Here is a 20,250-nt window from a genome sequence, read left to right on the forward strand (position 1 = left end):
ACAATACGTGCATGGCTGTACAGAGGATTGCGAAGGAAGAACTCAAACAGAAGATCGAGGCGGCCGACGAGTCGGCCCGGCCCGTGCTGGTCGACGCCCGCCTGAAGTACCCGTTCGAGCACAGCACGGTGAAACTGCCGGGCGCGGTGCGGTTTGCCCCGTCGGGCGACCAGCCGCCCGCGCTGCCGAAGAATCGTGATCTCGTCGTGTACGATTCCGACCCTGACGAGATCACCGCCGTCAACGTCGCGGCCGGCCTGCTCAAAGCGGGGCATCGGGTCAGCGTGCTGAAGGGCGGCCTTGCCGAATGGGCCGCGGCCAACCTCCCAACCGAGCCGAAAGAGGCCATCCGCCCGGCGCCCGCGCCGGCACCGGCGCCTCCGCCCGCCGCTGCGGCGAAGTCATAGCACCGGCGGACGGGATTCCCGTGCGCGTCATGCTCCTCCCCTTCCTGCTCGCGGCCGCCTCGGTGGCCGCACTGCAGGTTGCGCCATCGGCCACCGATCTCGCCGCGGCCCTGCAGACAAAATACGCCGCGGTGACGGACTTTTCGGCCAGCTTCGTCCACAAGTACCGCGGGGGTGTGCTGAAGAAGGAAGCCCTCGAACGCGGCACAGTACTCATCAAGAAACCGGGCCGCATGCGGTGGACCTACGAGAGCCCCGAACGAAAGGTGTTCGTGGCGGACGGGCGCCGGATCTACTCGTACATTCCCGAGGACCGGCAGGTCATCATCAGCGAGGTCCCTTCAGAGGACGAAGCGACGACACCGGCGTTGTTCCTCACCGGCAAAGGCAACCTGACACGCGACTTCGTGGTCTCGATTCCCGATGTCGCCGATCCCACGCCCAACACGTACACGCTGAAGTTCACACCCCGGCGCCGCGAGGCGGAGTACGACTGGATGGTCCTCGTGGTCGACCGAACCACGCTCCAGATCCGCACGCTGGTGACGGTCGACGCGCAGGGCGGTCAGTCGACGTTTGTCTTCTCGAACATCCGTCAGAATGCCGGAATTCCCGACTCGCAGTTCCAGTTCGCCGTCCCGCGCGGTGTGGACGTTGTCTACCGGACACCGTAGCGAGCGCGATAAATCGCGATCAGGCGCCTTCTCCTCATTTCAGCGCGCTGAGCAGCTTGGCGTGGATGCCGCCGAAGCCCCCGTTCGACATGACGACCACGAGATCGCCGGGGCGGGACTCGTTCGAAATGGTCGTGACAATTCCGTCGACGGTCGGAATGTAGCGCGCGTGTTGTCCGGACGACTGGAGATCGGCGATGAGCGCGTCGGTCGACAATCGTTCTTCAGGTGGCAGACTCGACCGATACACGCCGGCAATCACCGTCTCGTCGGCCGATCCGAACGACTGGGCAAATTCGTGTTGAAAGACTCTTCGACACGAGGAGGCCGATCGCGGCTCGAACACCGCCCAAATCCGGCTCGAAGGATAGGCCGCGCGCACGGCGTCCAGGGTTTCGCGCACCGCCGTCGGGTGATGCGCGAAATCGTCGAACACCGTCACCCCTCGCTCGGCTCCCACTACTTCGAGGCGTCGACGCACGCCCGCGAATCTCGCAAGCCCCTCGCGCATGGTCTCCGGGCTCACGCCCACATCGGCGGCCACCGCCATGGCGGCGAGGGCGTTTCTCACGTTGTAGGCGCCCACCAACGGCACCTGGAACGTACCCACGCCCACGCCGTGATGCTGCACGCGGAAACTGGTCCCGCCTTCGATGGGCGTCACGTCGTACGCATACCAGTCTGCCGACTCGCTGAGCCCGAACGTCTCGACACGCGACCGGGCCAGACTCTTCAGCGCCATCGCGTCCGCGCTATCGGCGCCGAGCACCAGCAGTCCCCGCCGGGGCACCAGGTTGACGAGGCGCCGGAAGGCCAGCTTGACCGCATCGAGATCGCTGTAAATATCGGCGTGATCAAACTCGATGTTGCCAACGATGGCGATGTCGGGCAGGTACTTGAGGAACTTCGCCGTCTTGTCGAAAAACGCGCTGTCGTACTCGTCGCCCTCGATGACGAATTCTCGCCCGCTGCCGAGTCGATAACTCGACCCGCCCGGCGCCAGGTTGCCGACCACGCCGCCCACCAGCACGCTCGGATCGCGGCCGGCGTGGATGAGCAGCCAGCCCGCCAGTGCGGAAGTCGTCGTCTTGCCATGAGTGCCGGCCACGACGATTGACCGAGCCCCCCACAGAAAGTGCTCGCGCACGGCCTCCGGCAGCGAGCAATATCTGATCTTGCGATCGAGCACCTCTTCCAGCTCAGGATTGCCCCGCGAGATGGCGTTCCCCACCACGACCATGTCGAGATCGCCCGTAATGTGATCGGGCGTGTATCCCGTCAGGATCGGAATCCCCTCCTGCTCCAAAAACGTGCTCATCGGCGGGTAGACGTCCTGGTCGGATCCCCGCACAGCCAATCCCTTGCGCGCCAGCATCGCGGCGAGCGTGGCCATCGCGGTGCCGCAGATCCCAATCAGATGCACTCGTGTCACAAAATCCTCGCAGAATCTCAGGAGGCCGATCGCGGCGACACCGCAGCCTCAGTAATCACCAGCGCCGGCCGCGCCCCGCCCAGCACCCGGGCCCGCACACCCAGCGGGAGCGTAATGGCCGGATGCGGCGTGTGGCCGGACGCCAGCCCGACGACCACCGGACCGGGAAAGTCGCGCACACACCTGGCAATCGCGTCGTTCGCCGACAACGAGCCATCGGGCTCGTCGCAGCCAGGCATCTCGCCAAAGACCAGGGCGGTCGCCCGGGACAGCACGCCTGCCTGGCGCAGTTGGGTCAACAGACGATCGACGCGGTAGGGACGTTCGTTGACGTCTTCGAGAAACAGCACGCATCCGTCGGGCGGATCGAAGGCGAAGGGCGTGCCGAGCGTGGCCGCCAACTGCGTAAGATTGCCTCCGACCAGCATCCCTTCGGCTTCTCCCGTTCGCATCGTTTCAAGCGCAGGCGATCTGAGTTCGCCAAGCGGCTCAGCCTCGCACACCGCACGCAGAAACGACGACCGATCGTAACCTTCCCCCCCTCGCGCGAATCGCCCTGTGAGGGTCGGTCCATGTACCGTCACGATTCCGCAGCGCGTCGTGACGAAACTGAGCAGGGCCGTGATGTCGCTGTAGCCAACGAGCAACTTGGGCGTGGCTTGCAACGTGTTGCGCGACAGGAACGGCAGAATCTGGGCGCTGCCATATCCCCCGCGCGCGGTCAGCACGGCTCGCACGCTCGGGTCGGTCCAGGCATCGATGAAGGCACGAGCGCGCGTCTCGGCGCTGCCGGCCACATACCCGTCGCGTTCGAATACCCGATCGTCATACACGGCCTCGAAGCCGATTGTCGTCAATTCGGCGAGTCCTGCCTCGAACTCCTCGCGCGAAAATGGACTGGCAGGAGCCAGGACGGCAACCCGGTCACCTTGCTTGAGGGCCGGCGGCTTCACCATCGTCATGCGAATGCTCTCATCTCTGCCGCGACGCCCTGGTGAGCCTCGCATCCGACGATCTCGCGCCAGGTCGCACTTGGCCTCCGCGCCTCGTCTCCGCGTCGCACGAACGTCGCCTTCAGCCGCGCATGCCTCGCCACAGAGGATTCCACCTGCGCATATGGGAGCGTCCCGTCTTCAAGTGCGTGGACCAGGGCCTCGAGCGCGGCGGCCTGCTGATCCGGATCGGGATCGCACAGCAGGACCCCGTCGTGGCCGGCGGCCACAGCCTTGACCGCAGCAACAGGGGGCGGAAATCGCGCTGAGCAGGCGTTCATCCCGAGGTCGTCGGTGAGAATCAGGTTCTCGAAGTCAAGTCGGGTTCGAAGCTCCGTGGTCACCACGCGCCTCGACAGGCTCGCGGGGACGTCCTCGTCAAACGCGGGAACGAGCAGGTGCGCCACCATGATGGCGGCGACACCGGCACTGATGGCCGCGCGGAACGGCACGAAGTCGACCTGATCAAACCGATCCGGTGAATGTTCGACGAGCGGCAACTCGTGGTGAGAATCGACCGACGTGTCACCGTGACCGGGAAAGTGTTTGGCGCAGGCAGCCACGCCTTCCGATTGCAGCGCGTCAATGATGGCCGCGCCAAGCGTTGCGACCGTCTCGGGATTGCTCGACAACGCCCGATCCCCGATGGCGGAGTTCTTCTCCTGGGTGAGCACGTCGACGACCGGGGCGAAATCGAGCGAGATGCCGACGGCGCGCATCTCACGCGCGAGCGCGTGGCCGAATCGTCCGGCGAGGTCGGCCCTGCCCGACCGTCCAAGTGTGGCCATCGGCGGCCATTCGGTGAACGGCCGCCGCATCCGGGCGACGCGACCGCCCTCCTGGTCGACCGCCACCCAAAGAGGCAGGTCCGGCACCAGGCGCGCCGCGTCAAACGCGAGCTCGGCTACCTGCTCTGGCCCCTCGACGTTTCTCGCGAACAAGACGACGCCGCCGATGTCGAACTCGCGAGCAAGGGCCCGCAACTCGGCAGGGATGATCGTGCCCTTGAAACCGAGAAATGCGAGTTGGCCGATCTGGCGGCGGAGCCCTGAAGGCGACATGGAATCCCATTATAATGGCCGCGTGCGTATCACTTCTTCTGCTCCCACAAGAATCGACCTGGCCGGCGGCACAATCGACATCTGGCCGCTGTATCTGTTCCATCCCGGCGCCGTGACACTGAATGCCGCGATCAGTCTCCGGGCGCACGCGATCGTTGAGGCGAGAACCGACGGCCGCGTCGCGATCCATTCGACTGACACCGGCCGCGTGACGGAGGTGTCGCACTGGTCGGAACTCGGCAAGCCCGGTGAACTCGACCTGCTGGGCCGACTGCTCCACTTCTTCCAGGCTGAGAACCTGACGCTGACCACGACCGCCAAGTCGCCGGCCGGCGCCGGCATCGCCGGCTCCTCGGCGCTGAATGTGGCCGTCTGCGGCCTGATGGCCCGGTGGACGGGCGTGACGTACGATCCCGAGGTGCTGCTCGACATCGCGCAGAACATCGAGGCCCAGGCCATCCAGTGCCCGACTGGTGCCCAGGACTACCGGCCGGCGATGTATGGCGGCATCGCGGCGGTCGAACTCGGCGTCGAAGGCGTGCGCCGGGTCGGGCTGAGCGTGGATCCGGTCGAACTCGAACGCCGCATCGTGCTCGCGTACACCGGCGTGCCGCGCAACTCAGGCACCAACAACTGGGAAATGACGAAGCGGCATCTGGACGGCGACCGCCAGGTCATCGACTGTTTCGATCGCATCCGCGACACCGCCGTGCAGATGCGGGTGGCGCTCGAGCGAGAGAACTGGCCCGAGGTCGGCCGCCAGATCGCGCAGGAATGGGAAAACCGCAAGCGCCTCGCGCCCGGGGTGACCACGCGTCAGATTGACGACCTGATGGCCGCGGCGGGCCGCGCCGGCGCGGTCGCAGCCAAGGTCTGCGGAGCCGGCGGAGGCGGATGCCTGTTCTGCTTCTCGGAGCCAGACGCCACCGACCGCGTACGGGCCGCATTGGCGGCCGGCGGCGCGCGGATCCTGGATTACCGCATCGAAACTGAGGGGCTGCTGATTCAGTAGACGCGGACTCAGCGTTTGCGGGACTCGCCCGCATGCATCATCTTTCGGGCCAGCAACTTGACGGGTTCCGCGATATTGCGGTCGGAGGCCAGCGCCTTCACGTCCTTCTCAATCAGCCGGTTGACCATTCCCATCGAAATGGCAATCGGCGTCTTCGGATTGAACGTCAGGGCCCGAACGACCGCGTAGTTCTTGGCCCACGCGCGCGTCGTGCCGATCACGCGCAGGACATCCTCAGAAATGCTGGCCATCCTGGCGTAGTTCTCCACCTCTTGTTCGGTGAGGCGCGGGCTGGCGAGCACGGCGATCGACACCAGTTTGTTGGGATCGCGGATGAGGAGCGCGCGATCCTCGCGATTGCCGCGCATCGCAGCTTTCACCCTCTGGGTAATCGTCATCCCGGACAGTCGCTGCACTGTGGAGAGCCGTCGCTCGTCCCCGTCAGGCGCTCCCTTCGCAGGCTCATCCGGAGCAGGTTTCTCGTCGTCGTCGCCCTGATCCTCAGCAGCAAACAGCTCGGGTTCGCTCGCGTCGGTCCCAGATCCTTCCGGAACGATGCCCCGCCGGGCAAAGAACTCCCGCAAATCGTCCGGCACATCCTGGTTGGCGAGAAACCTGGCGAGCACGGATGGCGGGATGCGGCCGAGCGTCGTCTCGGCGGCCACACGAATGGCCGGGTCGGTATCGTGCACGAGCCAGGCCAGCAACGCCAGCTGCTCCAGCGCGCGCGGCGCCAGGATACCCTGCGCGGCCAACAGGCGGATGTCAGTGGCCACCTCGCCGCGCCGCACGCAATCGAGCAGCGGCGTCTGGTAGAGGGCGTCCATACGGCCGCTATTGGAGGAAGCTGGCGAGCGTGTCGGGCGTGATCGTGGCGGTGACGACCTGGCCGGGTGTCCCGAGCGGACGGGCCGGCTTGCCGTTGATGGTCAGCGACAGGCCCCCCGCATTTCCGGCGCTGAGCGTCACGCTGGCGTAGGCCTGGTAGAAGAGACGCTCGCCGGCGCGCAGGACCCGTTCGAAGACGACGGCTTTGTCGACCTTCACCATCAACCAGCACTCGGCCTGCGCGGCGATAGTGAGCCGAATGGGCGCGGTCGCCTGCGACGTGGAGCCGGGACCGCTAGCCGGTGCTGGCGGCGTCGGAGCCGGCACAACGGCCGTCGTCTCCTTGGGCGCTGCGACAGGCTCCTCGGCACGTGGTGGCGGCTGTGTCGCAGGCAATGGCGTGACGGACGCCGGCGCGGATGCGGCGGGTGCCGAGGCCGCCGGCGTCGTCGCGGCAGGCTTGCGGCAGCCGCGCGAATTCAACGCGAACACCACCGCGGCGATCACGACGATGCTGAGCAGGAGCAACTGGAGCACGGTGGTCGCCACGCGGCGGCCGCTCTCAAACGCCTCGATGTCCTCGGCTTCTTTCGCGGAGGGCAGCTGCTCTTTGCCTGATTCGTCCGGGAATTCCGTGGTGAATCGTTGGATGGCCATCTCAGGATCGAGCCCGATTTCGCGCGCGTACGACCGTACGAATGCCCGCGAGAAGATCCCTCCCGGCAGCTTTGACACATCGTTGCGCTCGAGCGCACCGAGGACGCGAGCCGAGATCTTCGTCACGGCGGCGACCTGCTGAAGCGACACGCCTCGTCGCTCCCGCGCCTGCCGGAACATCGTGCCGAAGTCGACCGGAGATTCCTCTGGCATGGTTGTGATCCCAAAAGCCCGAGCGATGGCTGTGCGATGCCCGGACGGCTCTCAATGTTAGGAGAGGGTACCACGAGTGTCAAACGACGGGGTGACCGGGCCTGACTCCGCGCCGGAACAACCCGATCACCTCGGCGCAGCCAGCCGCCAGGTTGATGAGGCCGAGCCCGGAGATGGCTCCTCGAACGTAGTCGTTGCCGGCCACCACGGCGATGACGGGCCAGGCCTGGATGAAGTAGTTGCGATCCCAGAGCGCGGACCACGGCGCCAGGGTCAGCAGGACCCCGACTTCCAGGAAATACGCGATGAAGATCACGCGAGCGACGACGCTCATGCCGATCCTTTCGATTTACGAGCCTGGCAACCAGTCGGCCCGCCGTTCGGCCAGCGCGTCGAGCCGTGCCTCCACGTCCCGATATCCAGGTTCCATCGCGCTCAACTCGAGAAACACCGCCTGCGCCCGCGCGGGCTCTCCCGCCCGTTCCAGCGCGACGCCCAGTTCGTAAAGGAGCGACCGCTCCGCCTGGACCGACGGCGCTGGCGACTCCGAGGCGCGCTCGAACCAGATGATCGCCTCATCGAGCTGGCCGCGGTCGGTCGCGATCCGGGCCAGCATCACGGTCGCCCTGAACCGCAGGCTCGGATCCCGGCCGGCGCGACGTAGGCACACGACGGCCTGGTCGAACCGTCCCTCGTTATAGTGTACGCCGGCTTCGTCGTACGCGCGCATCGCGTCGGCTTCCGCCTGGCCACGGCCCGACTCCTCGCGCATCCGGCGAAACAGATCGTCGAGGTCGCCGGCCGAGTCGGGCTCCTCGCGAGACGGCCCAGCTTGACGCTCCAGTCCCTCAGCGACCGTCCCACTCGCGTCCGGGCCAGCCAGCGCGTTCAGCGCATCGGCCAACTCGATCTCGACAACCTCGTCAGCAGCCGCTGCTTCGCGTTCAGCGTCTGCCACGACGGGTGGCATGGCCACCTCATCGCCCGCCTCGGTCTCCGCATCGCGGTGGACGGGCAGGCCGAGCGAGGCGGCAAAGCCGGCAAGGTCAATCGACTCGGTCGTCGATGGATCCCCGTCGGATTCACCAGGAGTCCGCGGGGTCGACTCGCCCACCCCGGCCCGAGCCTCGCGTGCCTGCTCGGCGTGGCGGTCGACATCCGGACGGAGCGCGGCCAGCCGCTCGGCGAGCGGGAGCGCGTCCGCGAATCGACGATGAGCCAGATACGCTTCCGTCAGCTCCGATTCGATCTGGTAGAGGGTATCCTCATAACGACCGTCCCGGCACAACTGCGCGAATCGCTCCAACGCAGGCACATGACGTGGTGCGGCGGCCACGAACCGCTCGACGATTGTCAGCGCCCAGTCGACCTCGCCGCGTCCCATCAGGTGATTCAGCGCGCATTCGATCGCGACAAAGGCGGCATCGGGCTGCTCACCGGTCAACGACGCGCCAAGTGCCGCCACGTGGTCAACGCTTCCCGGGTCTTTCTCCAGCAGATGCCTGAGAATGGTGACGGCAGCAGGCGTCATCCCCGAGCGCAGGTCCACTTCAGCCAATGCCAGATCAACGCGGGTATCGCCAGACTGGAGACCGGGCTTCAGCAGATCGCGCACCCTTGGGTACTGCTGGCGGGACATCAGCATCCTGGCCAGCTGGAGCCTGGTGTCCACGTGGTCTGGCTCGGCATCGAGCACCTGGCCGAGCACCTTCAGGCCCGCCTCGTCTCGTCCCGCCTTGAGCATCGCCTGCGCGACGACCCGTCGTTCGGCCACCGACTGCGCCGACGCCAGCGCTCCGTCCAGGTCGCCCTGGCGGACCAGGCCGCTGGTCACCCGCTCCTGCGCGAGTGTATTGGCCGGATTCAAGCGCATGGACTCGCGCCAGGCTCGAAGCGCATCAGCCTCACGTCCCTGCTCGGCGAGCGTATCGCCGGCCAGACGCAGGTGGTCGGCCGCCCCGGGCGCGTCGCCAATCTCGGCGAGCATCCGTGCCGCATCCAGCCGGCTAACCGGATTATTGGGATCAAGGACCGCCAGTCGTGTGGCGATCCTGGCGGCGCCGTCACGATCGCCCGCCTTCACGCGCCGCTGGAACAGCGTGTCGAGCACGTGGCGTGCATCGGCCAGCAGACCCTGCTGCGAGGCCAGTTCGGCCATGCGCAAGAGCGCCTGCTCGTCATCGGGCGAGATCTTGACGACCTTCTTGTAGAGCGCGGCTGATTTCGACAGGAATCCATCGGCCGCCAGTTGCTCGGCGATACGGGCGTATTGCGCGACCGCACGGTCGGTTCGGCCAGCCCTGATGAACAGATCGCCCAGCAGGTTGGCTGTGGCCCAGTCCTTTGGATACGCCTCAACGACCGAGGCGTACTCCGTGATAGCCGCCTCGAGTCGCCCCTGACGCAGCAGTTTCTCAGCCCTTCGAAGCGTATCGTCGCGGTCCATCTAGTTGGGTTTATCCACGGTGGCCGGATCAATCGTATCAAAGAGGCTGCGCGGCCGGAACGAGCGCCGATGGATGGATGAATACCCGTAGCGTGCGACAGCCGCCAGGTGGGCCGGTGTCGCGTATCCCTTGTGCCGATCGTATCCGTACCGCGGATCCGCGGCGTGCAGGTCGCTCATGAGGCCATCGCGATAGACCTTGGCGACGATCGAGGCCGCCGCGATGGACGCCACCAGCCGGTCGCCGTGAATGATCCCGCGTTGCGCCATTTCCAGACCTGGCACGCGGAATCCGTCGACCAGCACGACGTCGGGTTGCGGCACGAGCCCGGCAACGGCACGCCTCATCGCTTCGAGCGAGGCGCGATGGATGTTCAGGCGATCGATGTCGGCCGGCGCCACTTCGCCAAGCGCCCAGCCGATGGCGTCCCGTTTGATGCGGACGGCCAGCCGCTCGCGCTCGGCAGGGGGTACCAGCTTCGAATCGGCCAGATCGGGAATATGTCGGGCGGGGTCGAGCAGGACCGCGGCCGCGACGACCGGACCAGCCAGACACCCGCGCCCGACTTCATCGACTCCGGCCACGTGCACGAAGCCAACTCGCCGCAGCGCGTTCTCGAGAGTCCGTCTGGCCCGAGTCCGCCGCATCACCTGGTCCTGTTGAAGAGGATCTCAGACTGACCGCTTCGTCTCTTTCATGCGGGCGGCCTTGCCCTTCAACTCGCGCAGGAAGTACAGCTTCGCCCGCCGTACCTTCGCCGAGCGGATGACCTCCACGCGGTCGATGATCGGCGAGTGGACCGGGAAGATTCGCTCAACCCCCTGGCTAAACGAGACCTTGCGCACGGTGAAGGTCGCACGCGTGCCGCCGCGGTGCTGCCCGATCACGAGACCTTCGAAGATCTGGATACGTTCCTTGTCGCCCTCACGCACCTTGACGTGCACGCGCACCGTATCGCCGGTCCGCAGTTTCGGCCGCTCCACCAGTTGCCCCTGTTCCACCGTTTCAATCGCGCCCATACTCGGCTCCTCTCTCTTCCATCAACGCGCGCAGCATCTCGCGCTCTTCGCTGTCCAACTTGGCGTCCGCCAGCAACTCCGGCCGTGACGCCAGCGTCCGCCGCAGCGCCTCACGCTTGCGCCAACGCTTGATCTCGGCATGATGTCCTGACATCAGCACGTCAGGCACCGCCATCCCTCGAAACCCCGCCGGCCGCGTAAACACGGGGAAATCCAACAACCCCCGCGTAAACGAATCCGCTTCGACCGACTCCTCGTCGCCCACCGCACCCGGCAGCAGTCGCACCACCGCATCGACGATCACCAGCGCAGGCAACTCGCCACCCGAGAGCACGTAGTCGCCAATCGACAACTCCTCGGTCGCCAGGCCCGTGCGGACGCGATCGTCAACGCCTTCGTACCGTCCGCACAGCAGCACCACGTGGCGCATCCCGGCCAGCCTCGCGGCCTCGGCCTGGGTGAAGGTCTTTCCCTGAGGCGAGGTCAAGATGACCGCGTCAGGCTCGCCGCCCTGCGCCCGGATGGCGTCGACGGCGGCAAACAGCGGCTCGGGCTTGAATACCATGCCCGGACCGCCGCCATACGGCACATCATCCACGCTCCGGTGTCGATCGGTCGTGTGGTCGCGCAGGTCGTGCACCCGCACATCCACGATGCCGCGTTCAATCGCGCGGCGGATGATCCCCTCGCCGAGCGGCCCGTCGCACAAGCGCGGGAAAATCGTGACGAGGTCGAATCTCACCGTCGCCCGCCACGCCACACCCGCCGGTGGCCGCGAACCTGGTTAAGGCCCAGCAGCCCGTCAGGCGCGGCAATCACAATCCGTCTCGCACCAGGATCGATCTGCCGGCAAATCTCATCCACCAGCGGTACCAGTTGCTCACCCGCCGGTCCTTCGACGGTCAACCGGCTCGCGCCGCCCGCACCATCGACCCGGGTCACCGTGCCGACCTCGTCTCCCTCGACCGTCTCGACGCGGCACCCCACGAGGTCGTGGTGGTAGAAACACCCTGGCGGAAGTGCCACGAGGTCACTGGGCCCGATACGCAATTCGCGTCCGGCGAATGGTTCGGCCGCCTCGATCGAATTGATCCCGTCGAACCCGACAATCGGACGCCCCTTGTAAAACCTCGCCGAGCGAACCGTCAAGGTGCGCACAACGCCCGCGTCCTGCACCAGCACGTGCCCGCCTGGCCGAAACCGCTCGTCCGGGAAATCGGTTTCAGCATGCAGGACCACCTCGCCACGCAGACCGTGGGGGCGTCCCACACGGGCCACAACGACCAGGTTGTCCCATTCGGCGCTGGCCATTCTGGCCTACCGGCGACCGTGTCCGTCGCGAAACTCCACCGAGACGCGCTGGGCGTCGCGATCGGCGGTGGCCATCACCAGCGTGCGAATGGCCGTCGCGGTCCGGCCCTGCCGGCCGATGACGCGCCCCATGTCGCCATCAGCGACGAACACCTCGATGACCGCGGTGCCGCGCTGATCGGTCTCGGTGACGCGCACCTGGTCGGGCTCATCGACGAGCGCCTTGATGACGATGTCGGCGACGTCGCGCGCGCGGCTCACTGCGCGGTCGGCGCGACCGTTGCTTTTGCCTCGGCCGGCGGCTCCTGGTACTTCTTCATCAGGCTTTTCACCGTGCTGCTCGGCTGCGCGCCGACTTTCAGCCAATGCGCGAGCCGCTCGCGATCCACCTTGAGCGTCGCGGGCTTGGTCTTGGGGTTGTAGAACCCCAGGGTTTCCGTGACGCGGCCATCACGGGGCGAGCGCGCCTCGGTCACGACCATACGGAACGTCGGTCGTTTATTCGAGCCAATCCGGGTCATACGAATCGCTAACATGTCTCTCCTTCACAAGGGGGCCAGATGGGCCCCTCTCCGTTCAGGCCCGCAGGCCCCGTCCCTTGAGCATCGCCATTGCCTGTCGCATCCGCTTGCGGTTGCCGGTGCCCCCGCCCATCCCGCCGACCGCCTTCAGCATCTTCCGCATCTGGGTGAACTGGCGCAGCAGGCGGTTGACGTCCTCAACGCTGGTGCCGCTGCCCCGACTGATGCGCCGGCGACGGTTGCCGTCAATCACCTTATAATTTCTGCGCTCGCCTTTCGTCATCGATCCGATGATCGCCTCGACGCGGTTCATTTCCTTCTCGTCCGGCTGCGCCGCCCCGAGTTGCTTCAGGTTGCCCATGCCGGGGAGCATTCCAAGCACCTGCTCGAGCGGGCCCATTTTCTTGAGCGTCCGCAGCTGGGCCTGGAAGTCCTCGAGCGTGAACTCCTCGCCGCGCATCGTCTGTTCGATGCGCGCCGCGTCCTCACGACCGATCACCGATTCAGCCCGCTCGATGAGCGACAGCACGTCGCCCATTCCGAGCAGCCGCGAGACAAACCGCTCGGCCTGGAACGGTTCGAGATCGTCGAGCCGCTCGCCGAGGCCGACAAAGGCAATCGGCACACCGACCACCGCGACCACCGACAGCGCCGCGCCTCCGCGTGCATCGCCATCAAGCTTGGTGAGCACGACCCCGCTCACGCCGACCTGCCGGTTGAACTCGCCGGCACTCTTGATCGCGTCCTGTCCTGTCATCGCGTCGGCGACATACAGGGCGTCAGTCGGTCCCACCGCATCGCGAATCGACGTCAGTTCCTGCATCAACTCGTCGTCGATATGGAGCCGACCTGCCGTGTCGACGATCACGACATCGAACCCGAGATTCCGGGCCTCGGTGAGCGAACCGGATGCACGCTGCAGCGGGTCCATTTCTCCGGCCGGGTCGTACACCCTCAATTCGGCCTGACGTCCAAGCACGTTCAACTGTTGGATGGCGGCCGGACGCCGGACGTCGGTCGACACGAGCAACGGGTGACGGCCTTGCCTGGTCAGCCAGCGGCCCAGCTTGGCCGCCGTGGTGGTCTTGCCCGATCCCTGCAACCCCAGTAACAGAATGACTCTCGGCGTCGTGCCCTTGTCCGGACGCAAACCGCCGGGCATATCGCCAAAGAGCGCCACCAGTTCGTCGCGCACGATCTTGACGACCTGCTGCGCCGGCGTGAGACTGCGAAGCACGTCCTGCCCCACTGCCCGTTCGCGGACGCGGTCGACGAAGGCCTTGACGACCTTGAAGTTGACGTCGGCCTCGAGCAGCGCCATGCGGATCTCGCGCAGCGCCGTCTCGACGACGGATTCCGACAGCCGCGTCTCGCCGCGCAGCGTGCGGAACACATCCTGGAGCCGATGACTCAGAGCGTCGAGCATGCGTACAGTCGAATCGCGTGACGCGCGTCGTATGACAAGCTGATTGCCAGCATGGCACCCACAGGAACGCGTAACATCCTGCGGCGCAAACCCTTATCGTAGCGTCAGTTGGCAGCGACTGTCAACGCGCCGAAAGGAGGCCCGACCCGGATCAGACCGACGTCAGATGGTGCCCGAGTTTCTCTTTTTTCGTCTTGAGATAGCGGCGGGTTGAGTCGGAGGCGGGAATCTCGAGCGGCACCGTCTCTGACACCGAGAGGCCGTACCCCTCAAGGCCGACGAATTTCCGGGGATTGTTGGTCAGCAGGCGCATGGACGTGACGCCGAGGTCCCGCAGGATCTGCGCGCCAATGCCGTAGTCGCGCTGGTCGGGCTTGAACCCGAGCCGTTCGTTCGCCTCGACGGTATCGAGACCCTGGTCCTGCAGCGCGTACGCCTTGATCTTGTTGGCCAAGCCGATCCCACGCCCTTCCTGGTTCAGATACAGGAGCACGCCGCGCTTCTCAGTGGAGATGCGCCGCAGGGCCTTTTCGAGCTGCTCGCCGCAGTCGCAGCGGGCGGAATGGAAGACATCGCCGGTGAGGCAGCGGGAATGCACCCGCACCAGCACGTCCCGGCCGTCGCCCAGATTGCCCTGCACCAAGGCGACGTGCGTCTCCTTGTCGAGCACGCTCTCGTAGGCAAACACGCGGAACTGCCCGTACCGGGTGGGCAGGTCAGCATCGGCCACCTTCCTGACCATGCGCTCTGTCCGCATGCGGTAATTGATCAGATCGGCGATCGTGATCATCAACAGACCATGCCGCCGCGCGAACCTGGTCAACTGCGGCACCCGCGACATCGATCCGTCGGCGTTCATAATCTCGCAGATGACACCCGCCGGGTACAGCCCTGCGATGCGGGCCAGATCCACCACCGCCTCGGTCTGCCCGGCGCGCACCAGGACGCCGCCGTCCCGCGCCCGCAACGGGAACATGTGACCGGGCCGCGACAGGTCCGCAGGCAAAGTCGACGGATCGATCGACGCCAGCACGGTGTTCGCCCGGTCAGCGGCGGAAATGCCCGTGCTCGTCCGGTGACGCGCCTCGATGGAGACGCAGAAGGCCGTATTGAACAACGCCGTGTTCTGGGTGACCATCAGCGGGACCTCGAGCTCATCGAGCCGCTGCTCCGTCATCGGCATGCAGATCAGGCCGCGGCCGTACGTCGCCATGAAGTTGATCACGTCCGGCGTTACCGCCGACGCCGCGATCGTCAGATCGCCTTCATTCTCGCGGTCCTTGTCGTCGATGACGATGATCATCTTGCCCGCGCGAATGGCAGCAATCGCGTCCTCGATCCGCGCGAAAGGACCCTGCAACGCCGGGCGCGGCCGCGTGCGCGTGGGTCCCGGGCGTCGGCTCGGTCGTGTGCTCATGATGCCATCGGCGGCAGCGCCGTGGCGCCTGGCCAGGCGCCAGAGAGTTGGGCCACACGAACGACGTACTTGCCGATCACGTCGACCTCGAGATTCACGCGGTCGCCCACGTGGAGTCCCCGAAGGTTCGTGTGTTCCCAGGTAAACGGAATAATCTGCACGGTGAAGTCGCGCTCGTGCAGGCTCGCGACCGTCAGGCTGATGCCGTCGACCGCGACAGACCCTTTGGGAATGAAGTACGGGCTGAATGACGGATCGAAGGCGACCCGGATCCAGAAGAACTCGCCATCGGGCGTCACCTCCGTCAGCACGCCAGTCGCATCCACGTGGCCCAGCACGAAATGCCCGCCCATGTGGCCGTCCGGGCGCATGGGCCGCTCGAGATTGACGAGCGTGCCCGGACCACACGCGCCAAGCGTCGTGACCCGCGCGGTCTCCGGGCCGATCTCCGTCTCGACGTGGCGCCCCGACTGTCTGGTGACCGTCAAGCACACGCCATTGACGGCGACGCTGTCGCCTGCCTTCAGTTCGGCCGCCAGATCGGTATCGACGACCAGTCGATAGCCGCTCTCAATCGGCTCGAGCCCCGCCACAACACCGATATGCTCAATCAAGCCTGTGAACATCGCCCTCTATCATGACATCAGGTCCGCACGGCTCCACGCGCAGATTGAACAACGACGGGAGCGAGAGCCGCGACGACGCCACCCATGGTAATCCGGACGGGCCCAGCACGCGAGGGGTTACCAACACGCGCACGGCGTCGACCAGTCCAGCCGCAAACGCCGATTCGTGCAGCGCCGGCCCTCCCTCGATCAGCAACGATTGGATGCTGAATGGCAGGAGCGCCGCAACGGCGGCCTCGATCCCGCCCGTCTGCAATCGAACGAGCGTGGCGCCGGCGCACTCCAGGTCTCGCGCACGCGACGCGTGCGCGTCGGCCACGACCGCCGTGGTGACAATCAACACGGGTCCTGACGACAGCGTCCTGAACAGCCGCGCGGACGTGGGCGTTCGCAGCCGTCGATCGAAGACGACCCGCGCCAGGGGACGGCGACGATAGACATCGCGGACCGTCAACAGCGGATCGTCGATCAGCACGGTTCCGGAGCCGACCCCGACCGCGTCCACCTCCGCGCGCAGCAACTGGCTGCGCCGGTCAGCAGCCGCACCGGTCATGTGCGTACGCACGCCCGGGCCAGAGGCAACGCGGCCATCCAGGCTCGTGGCGACCTTCGCGATCACAAAGGGGCGTTGTCGCCGCATGGCGCTGAAAAACGCCTGGTTCAACCGCACAGCCTCAACGCGGCCGACACCGGCGTGCACCTGCACGCCCTGCTCTCGCAGTCTACGCGCGCCGCCGCCAGCCACCCGCGGATTGGGATCTTCAACCGCCATCACGACGCGCGCGATCCCCGCCTTGATAATCGCGTCGACACACGGCGGCGTCTGGCCTGTGTGGCAGCACGGCTCCAGCGTGCAGTAGAGCGTCGCTCCTCGTGCGGATGGCCCCGCCGCGCGAAGCGCGTGTACTTCGGCATGCGGCTCGCCCGCCTGGGTGTGGTATCCAGCCCCGACCACGACCCCCTCGCCGGTGACGACGATGGCGCCGACCAGAGGATTCGGCGTTGTACAGCCGCGCGCACGTGCGGCCAGCGCGAGCGCGCGGTTCATGTACTCCGCGTCGCTCAGCATGACAGCTACCAACTCTCGCTGAACAGCGCGTCGACGTACTCTCGTGCCGAGAACGGGACGAGGTCGCTGATGCCTTCGCCGACGCCAATGTACCGGATGGGCAACTTCAGGTCGTGCGCGATGCCGACCGCCACGCCGCCTCGAGCCGTACCGTCCAGTTTGGCCAGCACGATGCCGCTGACGCCGGCGGCGGCCATGAACTCGCGTGCCTGTACCAGGCCGTTCTGGCCAACCGTGGCATCGAGCACCAGCAGCACTTCGTGAGGGGCTCCCTCGACCTCGCGAGCGGCGATGCGGCGGATCTTCTCCAGTTCCTCCATCAGGTTGGTCCGCGTGTGCATCCGCCCGGCCGTGTCGACAATGATCGGATTCCGGTGCCGGGCCTTGCCAGCCGCCAGCGCGTCGAACACGACCGAGGCGGGGTCGGCGCCCTCCCTCGCCCGCACGACATCGACGCCGGCGCGCGCCGCCCAGATCTCCAATTGCTCGACCGCCGCCGCGCGAAACGTATCGGCCGCGCACACCAGCGGATCGGCACCTTGCGTCTTGTAGAGGCTGGCCAGTTTGGCGACTGTGGTCGTCTTGCCCGTGCCGTTCACGCCCACCATCAGGATGACGGTCGGCGTACCAGACCGGGGAGGAGCGGCATCCGCGCCAGAGAGAATCGCGAGTAATTCGTCTTTGACCAGGTCCCGGAGCGATTCACCCTGTCGCGCGCGATGAGTGACGGCGCCGACGATCCGCTCGGCCGCGGCGACACCGACATCGGCGCCAATCAGGACTTCTTCGAGCGCCTCGGCCGTCTCCGCATCAACCGGCGCCAGGCGCCGCTCGGGAGCATCGGCGCGTTTCGCGATCTCGTCGAAGCGTCCGAGCAGTTGCTGCGCCGTGCGACGCAGACCTTCACGGACGCGGCTGAGGAGTCCCATCCCGGCATTGTATCATCCGGTCTCGACCTCGATTCGCTGCGGACGGAGCATCAACTCGGCGACCGCGTGGGCCGGCGTCGTGCGTCCCGCGAGCAACTCGGCCATCTGCGCGGTGATGGGCAACTCGACGTCGCGGCGGGCGCCGAGCGCGAGCGCCGCCTCGGTCGTCTTCACGCCCTCGGCGACCATCTTCATGCCCGCCAGAATCTCGGCAAGCGGACGGCCCTTCGCCAATTCCATCCCGACGTACCGATTGCGGCTGTAGGAGCCCATGCACGTCAAGACCAGATCGCCAAGCCCGGACAGTCCGGCCAGCGTCTCGCGCCGTCCGCCCTCGGCAATCGCCAGGCGCGAGATCTCCGCGAGGCCCCGCGTGATCAGCGCGGCGTTGGCGTTATGACCCAGGCCCAGACCGTCGACCACGCCTGCGGCGATCGCAATCACGTTCTTGAGGGCTCCGCCGATCTCGACCCCGGCGACATCCGGCGTCGTGTAGATCCGGAAAAACTTTCCGCGGAACTCCTCCTGCACGCGCTCGGCCGCCTGCACGTCCCCGCTCGCCACCGACACGGCGGTTGGCAATTCTCGCGCGACCTCAATCGCGAAGCTGGGCCCTGAGAGCACGACGACCGGATGGCCGGTTGGACATTCCTGCTCGACCACCTGCGACATGCGGAGCAGCGTGCCGGTCTCGAGGCCCTTCACGACGCTGACGAGCACGGCTCCCGGCTGGAGCAGCCTCTTCGCGTCGACCAGGACGGCGCGCAGCGCATGCGACGGCACGGCGGCCACCACGATACCAGCCCCGCCAACGGCCTCCGCCAGCGACAGTGTCGCGTCGATGCCAGAGGGTAATGCGATGTCGGGCAAGTACACCGCGTTCGAGCGTCGTTCTCTTACGGCCTCGACCACATCGGGCTCGATCGACCACAGGCGAACGGGATGGCCGATCCGTGCGAGGTGGACAGCCAGGGCGGTCCCCCAACTCCCCGCTCCGAGAATCGCGATGTCGGTCACGGTTGGTCTCCTGGCGGAACGGCCCGGCTGCCGGAACGACGCTCGGCTCCGCCGGCCAGCCTGATCAGATTGCTGCGGTGGTTGAACAGCACCAGGCACCCGGCGAAGAAGGCGGCGCGCACGATGGAGACAGGCGTGCCAACGGCGTAGGCGAAGGGCCCGAGACACACCGCCGCGACCATCGATCCCAGAGAGACCGTGCGGCTCAGTCCCGCGACCACCGCAAACACGGCCGCCGCCAGCAACGTCGCCGGCGGTGCGAGCACGGCAAACGCGCCGCAGGTGGTGGCGACGCCCTTTCCACCCCGAAAACCCAGCCACACCGGATAGATGTGCCCGGCAACCGCCGCCACACCCGCCGACGCGCAGACACCCTGTCCTGCGCCGAGGCGCTGCGCGGCCACCACCACGGCCGCACCCTTCGCGACGTCGAACAGCACCGTCAGCAGTCCGGCGCTCGACCCGGCGACCCGGAACACATTGGTCGCTCCGACATTGCCGCTGCCCACAAGCCGGATATCAAGGTGGCCCTTGCGCCGCGCGAACAGGAACGCGAACGGCACCGAACCAACCAGGTATGCGAACGCGACGAGCAGGACGGCGTTCACGGCTCGAGTGGGATTCTCAGGACGGCGGCGTACGTCGATCCGAGGGGAGACAACTTGCTGCGATAGAGGGTCGCATGGTCGACACGGCAGGATCCGACCGGCTCGATCGACATCGTGGCGAGCAAGGCCCCGAGATCAACCGAAACGGGCGACTTGAGCCGAGCCAACGTCAAGTGGGGGATATATCGCCTGCTTTCCAGCTCGAGGCCAAGGCGGGTCAGCCGGTTCCATAGTTCGACATACATCGCCCCAAGGCCACCGGCCCCGGATGCCACGTCGAGTCGTATCACGCGGGACTCGCCCCTGGTCGGAAACACGCCGAGGTCACCAAACTCGATATCAAACGGCGCGAGGCGAACCGGCTGCGCCATCACGGCCCTCAGCGTCGGCAGGCGGCCGAGCTTCACCTCGCCGAGAAAATGCACCGTGAGATGCAAGGTGTCTGGGGATTTCCATCGAAGGGCGTACGCCAGATCCCGGCTGGCCTGCTTGCACTGCTGCCGAAGCCGGCCGATGGCCACCGCCACGCCACGCCGGGCGTGCTCGTCCAGATCGACGGCCACGAAAAGTCTCATCTCGACGCC

Annotated in this window: 24 protein-coding genes; 3 read left to right on the forward strand and 21 right to left on the reverse strand. The window is 66.5% G+C overall.

Features of this window, described 5'->3' with window-relative positions; translation table 11 throughout:
* Positions 1 to 11 precede the first annotated feature (11 nt).
* Together NT151_12290 and lolA are read left to right on the forward strand one after the other, a co-directional pair.
* Entirely contained in the window at positions 12 to 407 is a 396-nt protein-coding gene (locus NT151_12290) for a rhodanese-like domain-containing protein (protein MCX6539694.1), read from the forward strand.
* A 29-nt stretch (positions 408 to 436) separates the two neighbouring features.
* A complete protein-coding gene (lolA, locus tag NT151_12295; GenBank protein MCX6539695.1) occupies positions 437 to 1,081 on the forward strand; it encodes an outer membrane lipoprotein chaperone LolA in 645 nt (214 codons plus the stop codon).
* 34 nt (positions 1,082 to 1,115) lie between these two features.
* Here lolA and mpl read toward each other — a convergent pair whose 3' ends face one another.
* Genes mpl through nagZ form a run of 3 tightly spaced genes read right to left on the reverse strand, consistent with a single transcriptional unit; the run spans position 1,116 to position 4,566 of the window.
* Positions 1,116 to 2,513, reverse strand: a complete 1,398-nt coding sequence (gene mpl, locus NT151_12300; GenBank protein MCX6539696.1) for a UDP-N-acetylmuramate:L-alanyl-gamma-D-glutamyl-meso-diaminopimelate ligase — start codon at positions 2,511 to 2,513, stop codon at positions 1,116 to 1,118.
* A gap of 17 nt (positions 2,514 to 2,530) precedes the next feature.
* The gene (locus tag NT151_12305) at positions 2,531 to 3,475 is read right to left on the reverse strand and encodes an LD-carboxypeptidase (GenBank protein MCX6539697.1); all 945 of its coding nucleotides are present in this window, start codon (positions 3,473 to 3,475) and stop codon (positions 2,531 to 2,533) included.
* Positions 3,472 to 4,566 carry a beta-N-acetylhexosaminidase gene (gene nagZ / locus NT151_12310; protein ID MCX6539698.1) on the reverse strand — a complete coding sequence of 365 codons (1,095 nt, stop codon included), beginning with the start codon at positions 4,564 to 4,566 and terminating at the stop codon, positions 3,472 to 3,474. The genes NT151_12305 and nagZ overlap by 4 nt, the downstream gene beginning before the upstream one ends.
* Between nagZ and NT151_12315 the strand changes: the two genes are divergently transcribed.
* Positions 4,565 to 5,578, forward strand: coding sequence for a GHMP kinase (locus NT151_12315; protein ID MCX6539699.1), 1,014 nt, complete (start codon positions 4,565 to 4,567; stop codon positions 5,576 to 5,578). The two genes, nagZ and NT151_12315, sit on opposite strands and share 2 nt — an antisense overlap.
* Before the next feature lie 8 nt (positions 5,579 to 5,586).
* Here the strand turns inward: NT151_12315 and NT151_12320 are convergent, their stop codons facing one another.
* The 18 genes from NT151_12320 to thpR all read right to left on the reverse strand — a co-directional run bounded on the left by NT151_12320 (position 5,587) and on the right by thpR (position 20,241).
* Positions 5,587 to 6,405: a hypothetical protein gene (locus NT151_12320; GenBank protein ID MCX6539700.1), complete on the reverse strand. Its 819-nt coding sequence runs from the start codon at positions 6,403 to 6,405 to the stop codon at positions 5,587 to 5,589.
* Positions 6,406 to 6,412: 7 nt separating this feature from the next.
* A complete protein-coding gene (locus NT151_12325; protein MCX6539701.1) occupies positions 6,413 to 7,276 on the reverse strand; it encodes a helix-turn-helix domain-containing protein in 864 nt (287 codons plus the stop codon).
* Positions 7,277 to 7,355: 79 nt separating this feature from the next.
* Positions 7,356 to 7,610, reverse strand: a complete 255-nt coding sequence (locus NT151_12330) for a hypothetical protein (protein MCX6539702.1) — start codon at positions 7,608 to 7,610, stop codon at positions 7,356 to 7,358.
* A gap of 15 nt (positions 7,611 to 7,625) precedes the next feature.
* Complete coding sequence (locus NT151_12335; protein ID MCX6539703.1) at positions 7,626 to 9,722, reverse strand: tetratricopeptide repeat protein; 2,097 nt, start codon at positions 9,720 to 9,722, stop codon at positions 7,626 to 7,628.
* Complete coding sequence (locus tag NT151_12340; GenBank protein ID MCX6539704.1) at positions 9,723 to 10,370, reverse strand: ribonuclease HII; 648 nt, start codon at positions 10,368 to 10,370, stop codon at positions 9,723 to 9,725.
* A gap of 24 nt (positions 10,371 to 10,394) precedes the next feature.
* Positions 10,395 to 10,742, reverse strand: a complete 348-nt coding sequence (gene rplS / locus NT151_12345; GenBank protein MCX6539705.1) for a 50S ribosomal protein L19 — start codon at positions 10,740 to 10,742, stop codon at positions 10,395 to 10,397.
* Complete coding sequence (trmD, locus tag NT151_12350; protein MCX6539706.1) at positions 10,729 to 11,484, reverse strand: tRNA (guanosine(37)-N1)-methyltransferase TrmD; 756 nt, start codon at positions 11,482 to 11,484, stop codon at positions 10,729 to 10,731. Before trmD ends, rplS begins: the two co-directional genes overlap by 14 nt.
* Entirely contained in the window at positions 11,481 to 12,053 is a 573-nt protein-coding gene (rimM, locus tag NT151_12355; protein ID MCX6539707.1) for a ribosome maturation factor RimM, read from the reverse strand. Before rimM ends, trmD begins: the two co-directional genes overlap by 4 nt.
* A gap of 6 nt (positions 12,054 to 12,059) precedes the next feature.
* The gene (locus NT151_12360) at positions 12,060 to 12,314 is read right to left on the reverse strand and encodes a KH domain-containing protein (protein ID MCX6539708.1); all 255 of its coding nucleotides are present in this window, start codon (positions 12,312 to 12,314) and stop codon (positions 12,060 to 12,062) included.
* Positions 12,311 to 12,589, reverse strand: a complete 279-nt coding sequence (gene rpsP / locus NT151_12365) for a 30S ribosomal protein S16 (GenBank protein ID MCX6539709.1) — start codon at positions 12,587 to 12,589, stop codon at positions 12,311 to 12,313. Before rpsP ends, NT151_12360 begins: the two co-directional genes overlap by 4 nt.
* 40 nt (positions 12,590 to 12,629) lie before the next feature.
* Positions 12,630 to 14,000, reverse strand: coding sequence for a signal recognition particle protein (gene ffh / locus NT151_12370; GenBank protein ID MCX6539710.1), 1,371 nt, complete (start codon positions 13,998 to 14,000; stop codon positions 12,630 to 12,632).
* Between the two features lie 151 nt (positions 14,001 to 14,151).
* Positions 14,152 to 15,303, reverse strand: coding sequence for a bifunctional 3,4-dihydroxy-2-butanone-4-phosphate synthase/GTP cyclohydrolase II (locus NT151_12375; protein ID MCX6539711.1), 1,152 nt, complete (start codon positions 15,301 to 15,303; stop codon positions 14,152 to 14,154).
* Positions 15,304 to 15,413: 110 nt separating this feature from the next.
* Positions 15,414 to 16,043 (reverse strand): riboflavin synthase, encoded by a 630-nt coding sequence (locus tag NT151_12380; GenBank protein ID MCX6539712.1) that lies wholly within the window; start codon positions 16,041 to 16,043, stop codon positions 15,414 to 15,416.
* Positions 16,024 to 17,112, reverse strand: a complete 1,089-nt coding sequence (ribD, locus tag NT151_12385) for a bifunctional diaminohydroxyphosphoribosylaminopyrimidine deaminase/5-amino-6-(5-phosphoribosylamino)uracil reductase RibD (protein ID MCX6539713.1) — start codon at positions 17,110 to 17,112, stop codon at positions 16,024 to 16,026. The genes NT151_12380 and ribD overlap by 20 nt, the downstream gene beginning before the upstream one ends.
* Positions 17,113 to 17,117: 5 nt before the next feature.
* The gene (gene ftsY / locus NT151_12390) at positions 17,118 to 18,041 is read right to left on the reverse strand and encodes a signal recognition particle-docking protein FtsY (protein ID MCX6539714.1); all 924 of its coding nucleotides are present in this window, start codon (positions 18,039 to 18,041) and stop codon (positions 17,118 to 17,120) included.
* A gap of 12 nt (positions 18,042 to 18,053) precedes the next feature.
* The gene (locus tag NT151_12395) at positions 18,054 to 19,058 is read right to left on the reverse strand and encodes an NAD(P)-dependent glycerol-3-phosphate dehydrogenase (GenBank protein MCX6539715.1); all 1,005 of its coding nucleotides are present in this window, start codon (positions 19,056 to 19,058) and stop codon (positions 18,054 to 18,056) included.
* Positions 19,055 to 19,666 carry a glycerol-3-phosphate 1-O-acyltransferase PlsY gene (gene plsY / locus NT151_12400; GenBank protein ID MCX6539716.1) on the reverse strand — a complete coding sequence of 204 codons (612 nt, stop codon included), beginning with the start codon at positions 19,664 to 19,666 and terminating at the stop codon, positions 19,055 to 19,057. Before plsY ends, NT151_12395 begins: the two co-directional genes overlap by 4 nt.
* On the reverse strand, positions 19,663 to 20,241 hold the full coding sequence (thpR, locus tag NT151_12405) for an RNA 2',3'-cyclic phosphodiesterase (protein MCX6539717.1): 579 nt from the start codon (positions 20,239 to 20,241) through the stop codon (positions 19,663 to 19,665). Before thpR ends, plsY begins: the two co-directional genes overlap by 4 nt.
* Positions 20,242 to 20,250 lie beyond the last annotated feature (9 nt).

Source organism: Acidobacteriota bacterium, from assembly GCA_026393675.1.
Lineage (GTDB): Bacteria > Acidobacteriota > Vicinamibacteria > Vicinamibacterales > JAKQTR01 > JBAXOX01.

Bases quoted from the DNA above. Each gene is read 5' to 3' on its own strand.
- NT151_12305 (MCX6539697.1), bottom strand. From the start codon at position 3,475: ATGACGATGGTGAAGCCGCCGGCCCTCAAGCAAGGTGACCGGGTTGCC.
- NT151_12330 (MCX6539702.1), bottom strand. From the start codon at position 7,610: ATGAGCGTCGTCGCTCGCGTGATCTTCATCGCGTATTTCCTGGAAGTC.
- rpsP (MCX6539709.1), bottom strand. From the start codon at position 12,589: ATGTTAGCGATTCGTATGACCCGGATTGGCTCGAATAAACGACCGACG.
- ffh (MCX6539710.1), bottom strand. From the start codon at position 14,000: ATGCTCGACGCTCTGAGTCATCGGCTCCAGGATGTGTTCCGCACGCTG.
- NT151_12315 (MCX6539699.1), top strand. From the start codon at position 4,565: ATGGAATCCCATTATAATGGCCGCGTGCGTATCACTTCTTCTGCTCCC.
- rplS (MCX6539705.1), bottom strand. From the start codon at position 10,742: ATGGGCGCGATTGAAACGGTGGAACAGGGGCAACTGGTGGAGCGGCCG.
- thpR (MCX6539717.1), bottom strand. From the start codon at position 20,241: ATGAGACTTTTCGTGGCCGTCGATCTGGACGAGCACGCCCGGCGTGGC.
- rimM (MCX6539707.1), bottom strand. From the start codon at position 12,053: ATGGCCAGCGCCGAATGGGACAACCTGGTCGTTGTGGCCCGTGTGGGA.
- ribD (MCX6539713.1), bottom strand. From the start codon at position 17,112: ATGCTGAGCGACGCGGAGTACATGAACCGCGCGCTCGCGCTGGCCGCA.
- nagZ (MCX6539698.1), bottom strand. From the start codon at position 4,566: ATGTCGCCTTCAGGGCTCCGCCGCCAGATCGGCCAACTCGCATTTCTC.
- NT151_12290 (MCX6539694.1), top strand. From the start codon at position 12: ATGGCTGTACAGAGGATTGCGAAGGAAGAACTCAAACAGAAGATCGAG.
- lolA (MCX6539695.1), top strand. From the start codon at position 437: ATGCTCCTCCCCTTCCTGCTCGCGGCCGCCTCGGTGGCCGCACTGCAG.
- NT151_12335 (MCX6539703.1), bottom strand. From the start codon at position 9,722: ATGGACCGCGACGATACGCTTCGAAGGGCTGAGAAACTGCTGCGTCAG.
- ftsY (MCX6539714.1), bottom strand. From the start codon at position 18,041: ATGGGACTCCTCAGCCGCGTCCGTGAAGGTCTGCGTCGCACGGCGCAG.
- NT151_12380 (MCX6539712.1), bottom strand. From the start codon at position 16,043: ATGTTCACAGGCTTGATTGAGCATATCGGTGTTGTGGCGGGGCTCGAG.
- NT151_12340 (MCX6539704.1), bottom strand. From the start codon at position 10,370: ATGCGGCGGACTCGGGCCAGACGGACTCTCGAGAACGCGCTGCGGCGA.
- NT151_12325 (MCX6539701.1), bottom strand. From the start codon at position 7,276: ATGCCAGAGGAATCTCCGGTCGACTTCGGCACGATGTTCCGGCAGGCG.
- NT151_12375 (MCX6539711.1), bottom strand. From the start codon at position 15,303: ATGATCATCGTCATCGACGACAAGGACCGCGAGAATGAAGGCGATCTG.
- NT151_12320 (MCX6539700.1), bottom strand. From the start codon at position 6,405: ATGGACGCCCTCTACCAGACGCCGCTGCTCGATTGCGTGCGGCGCGGC.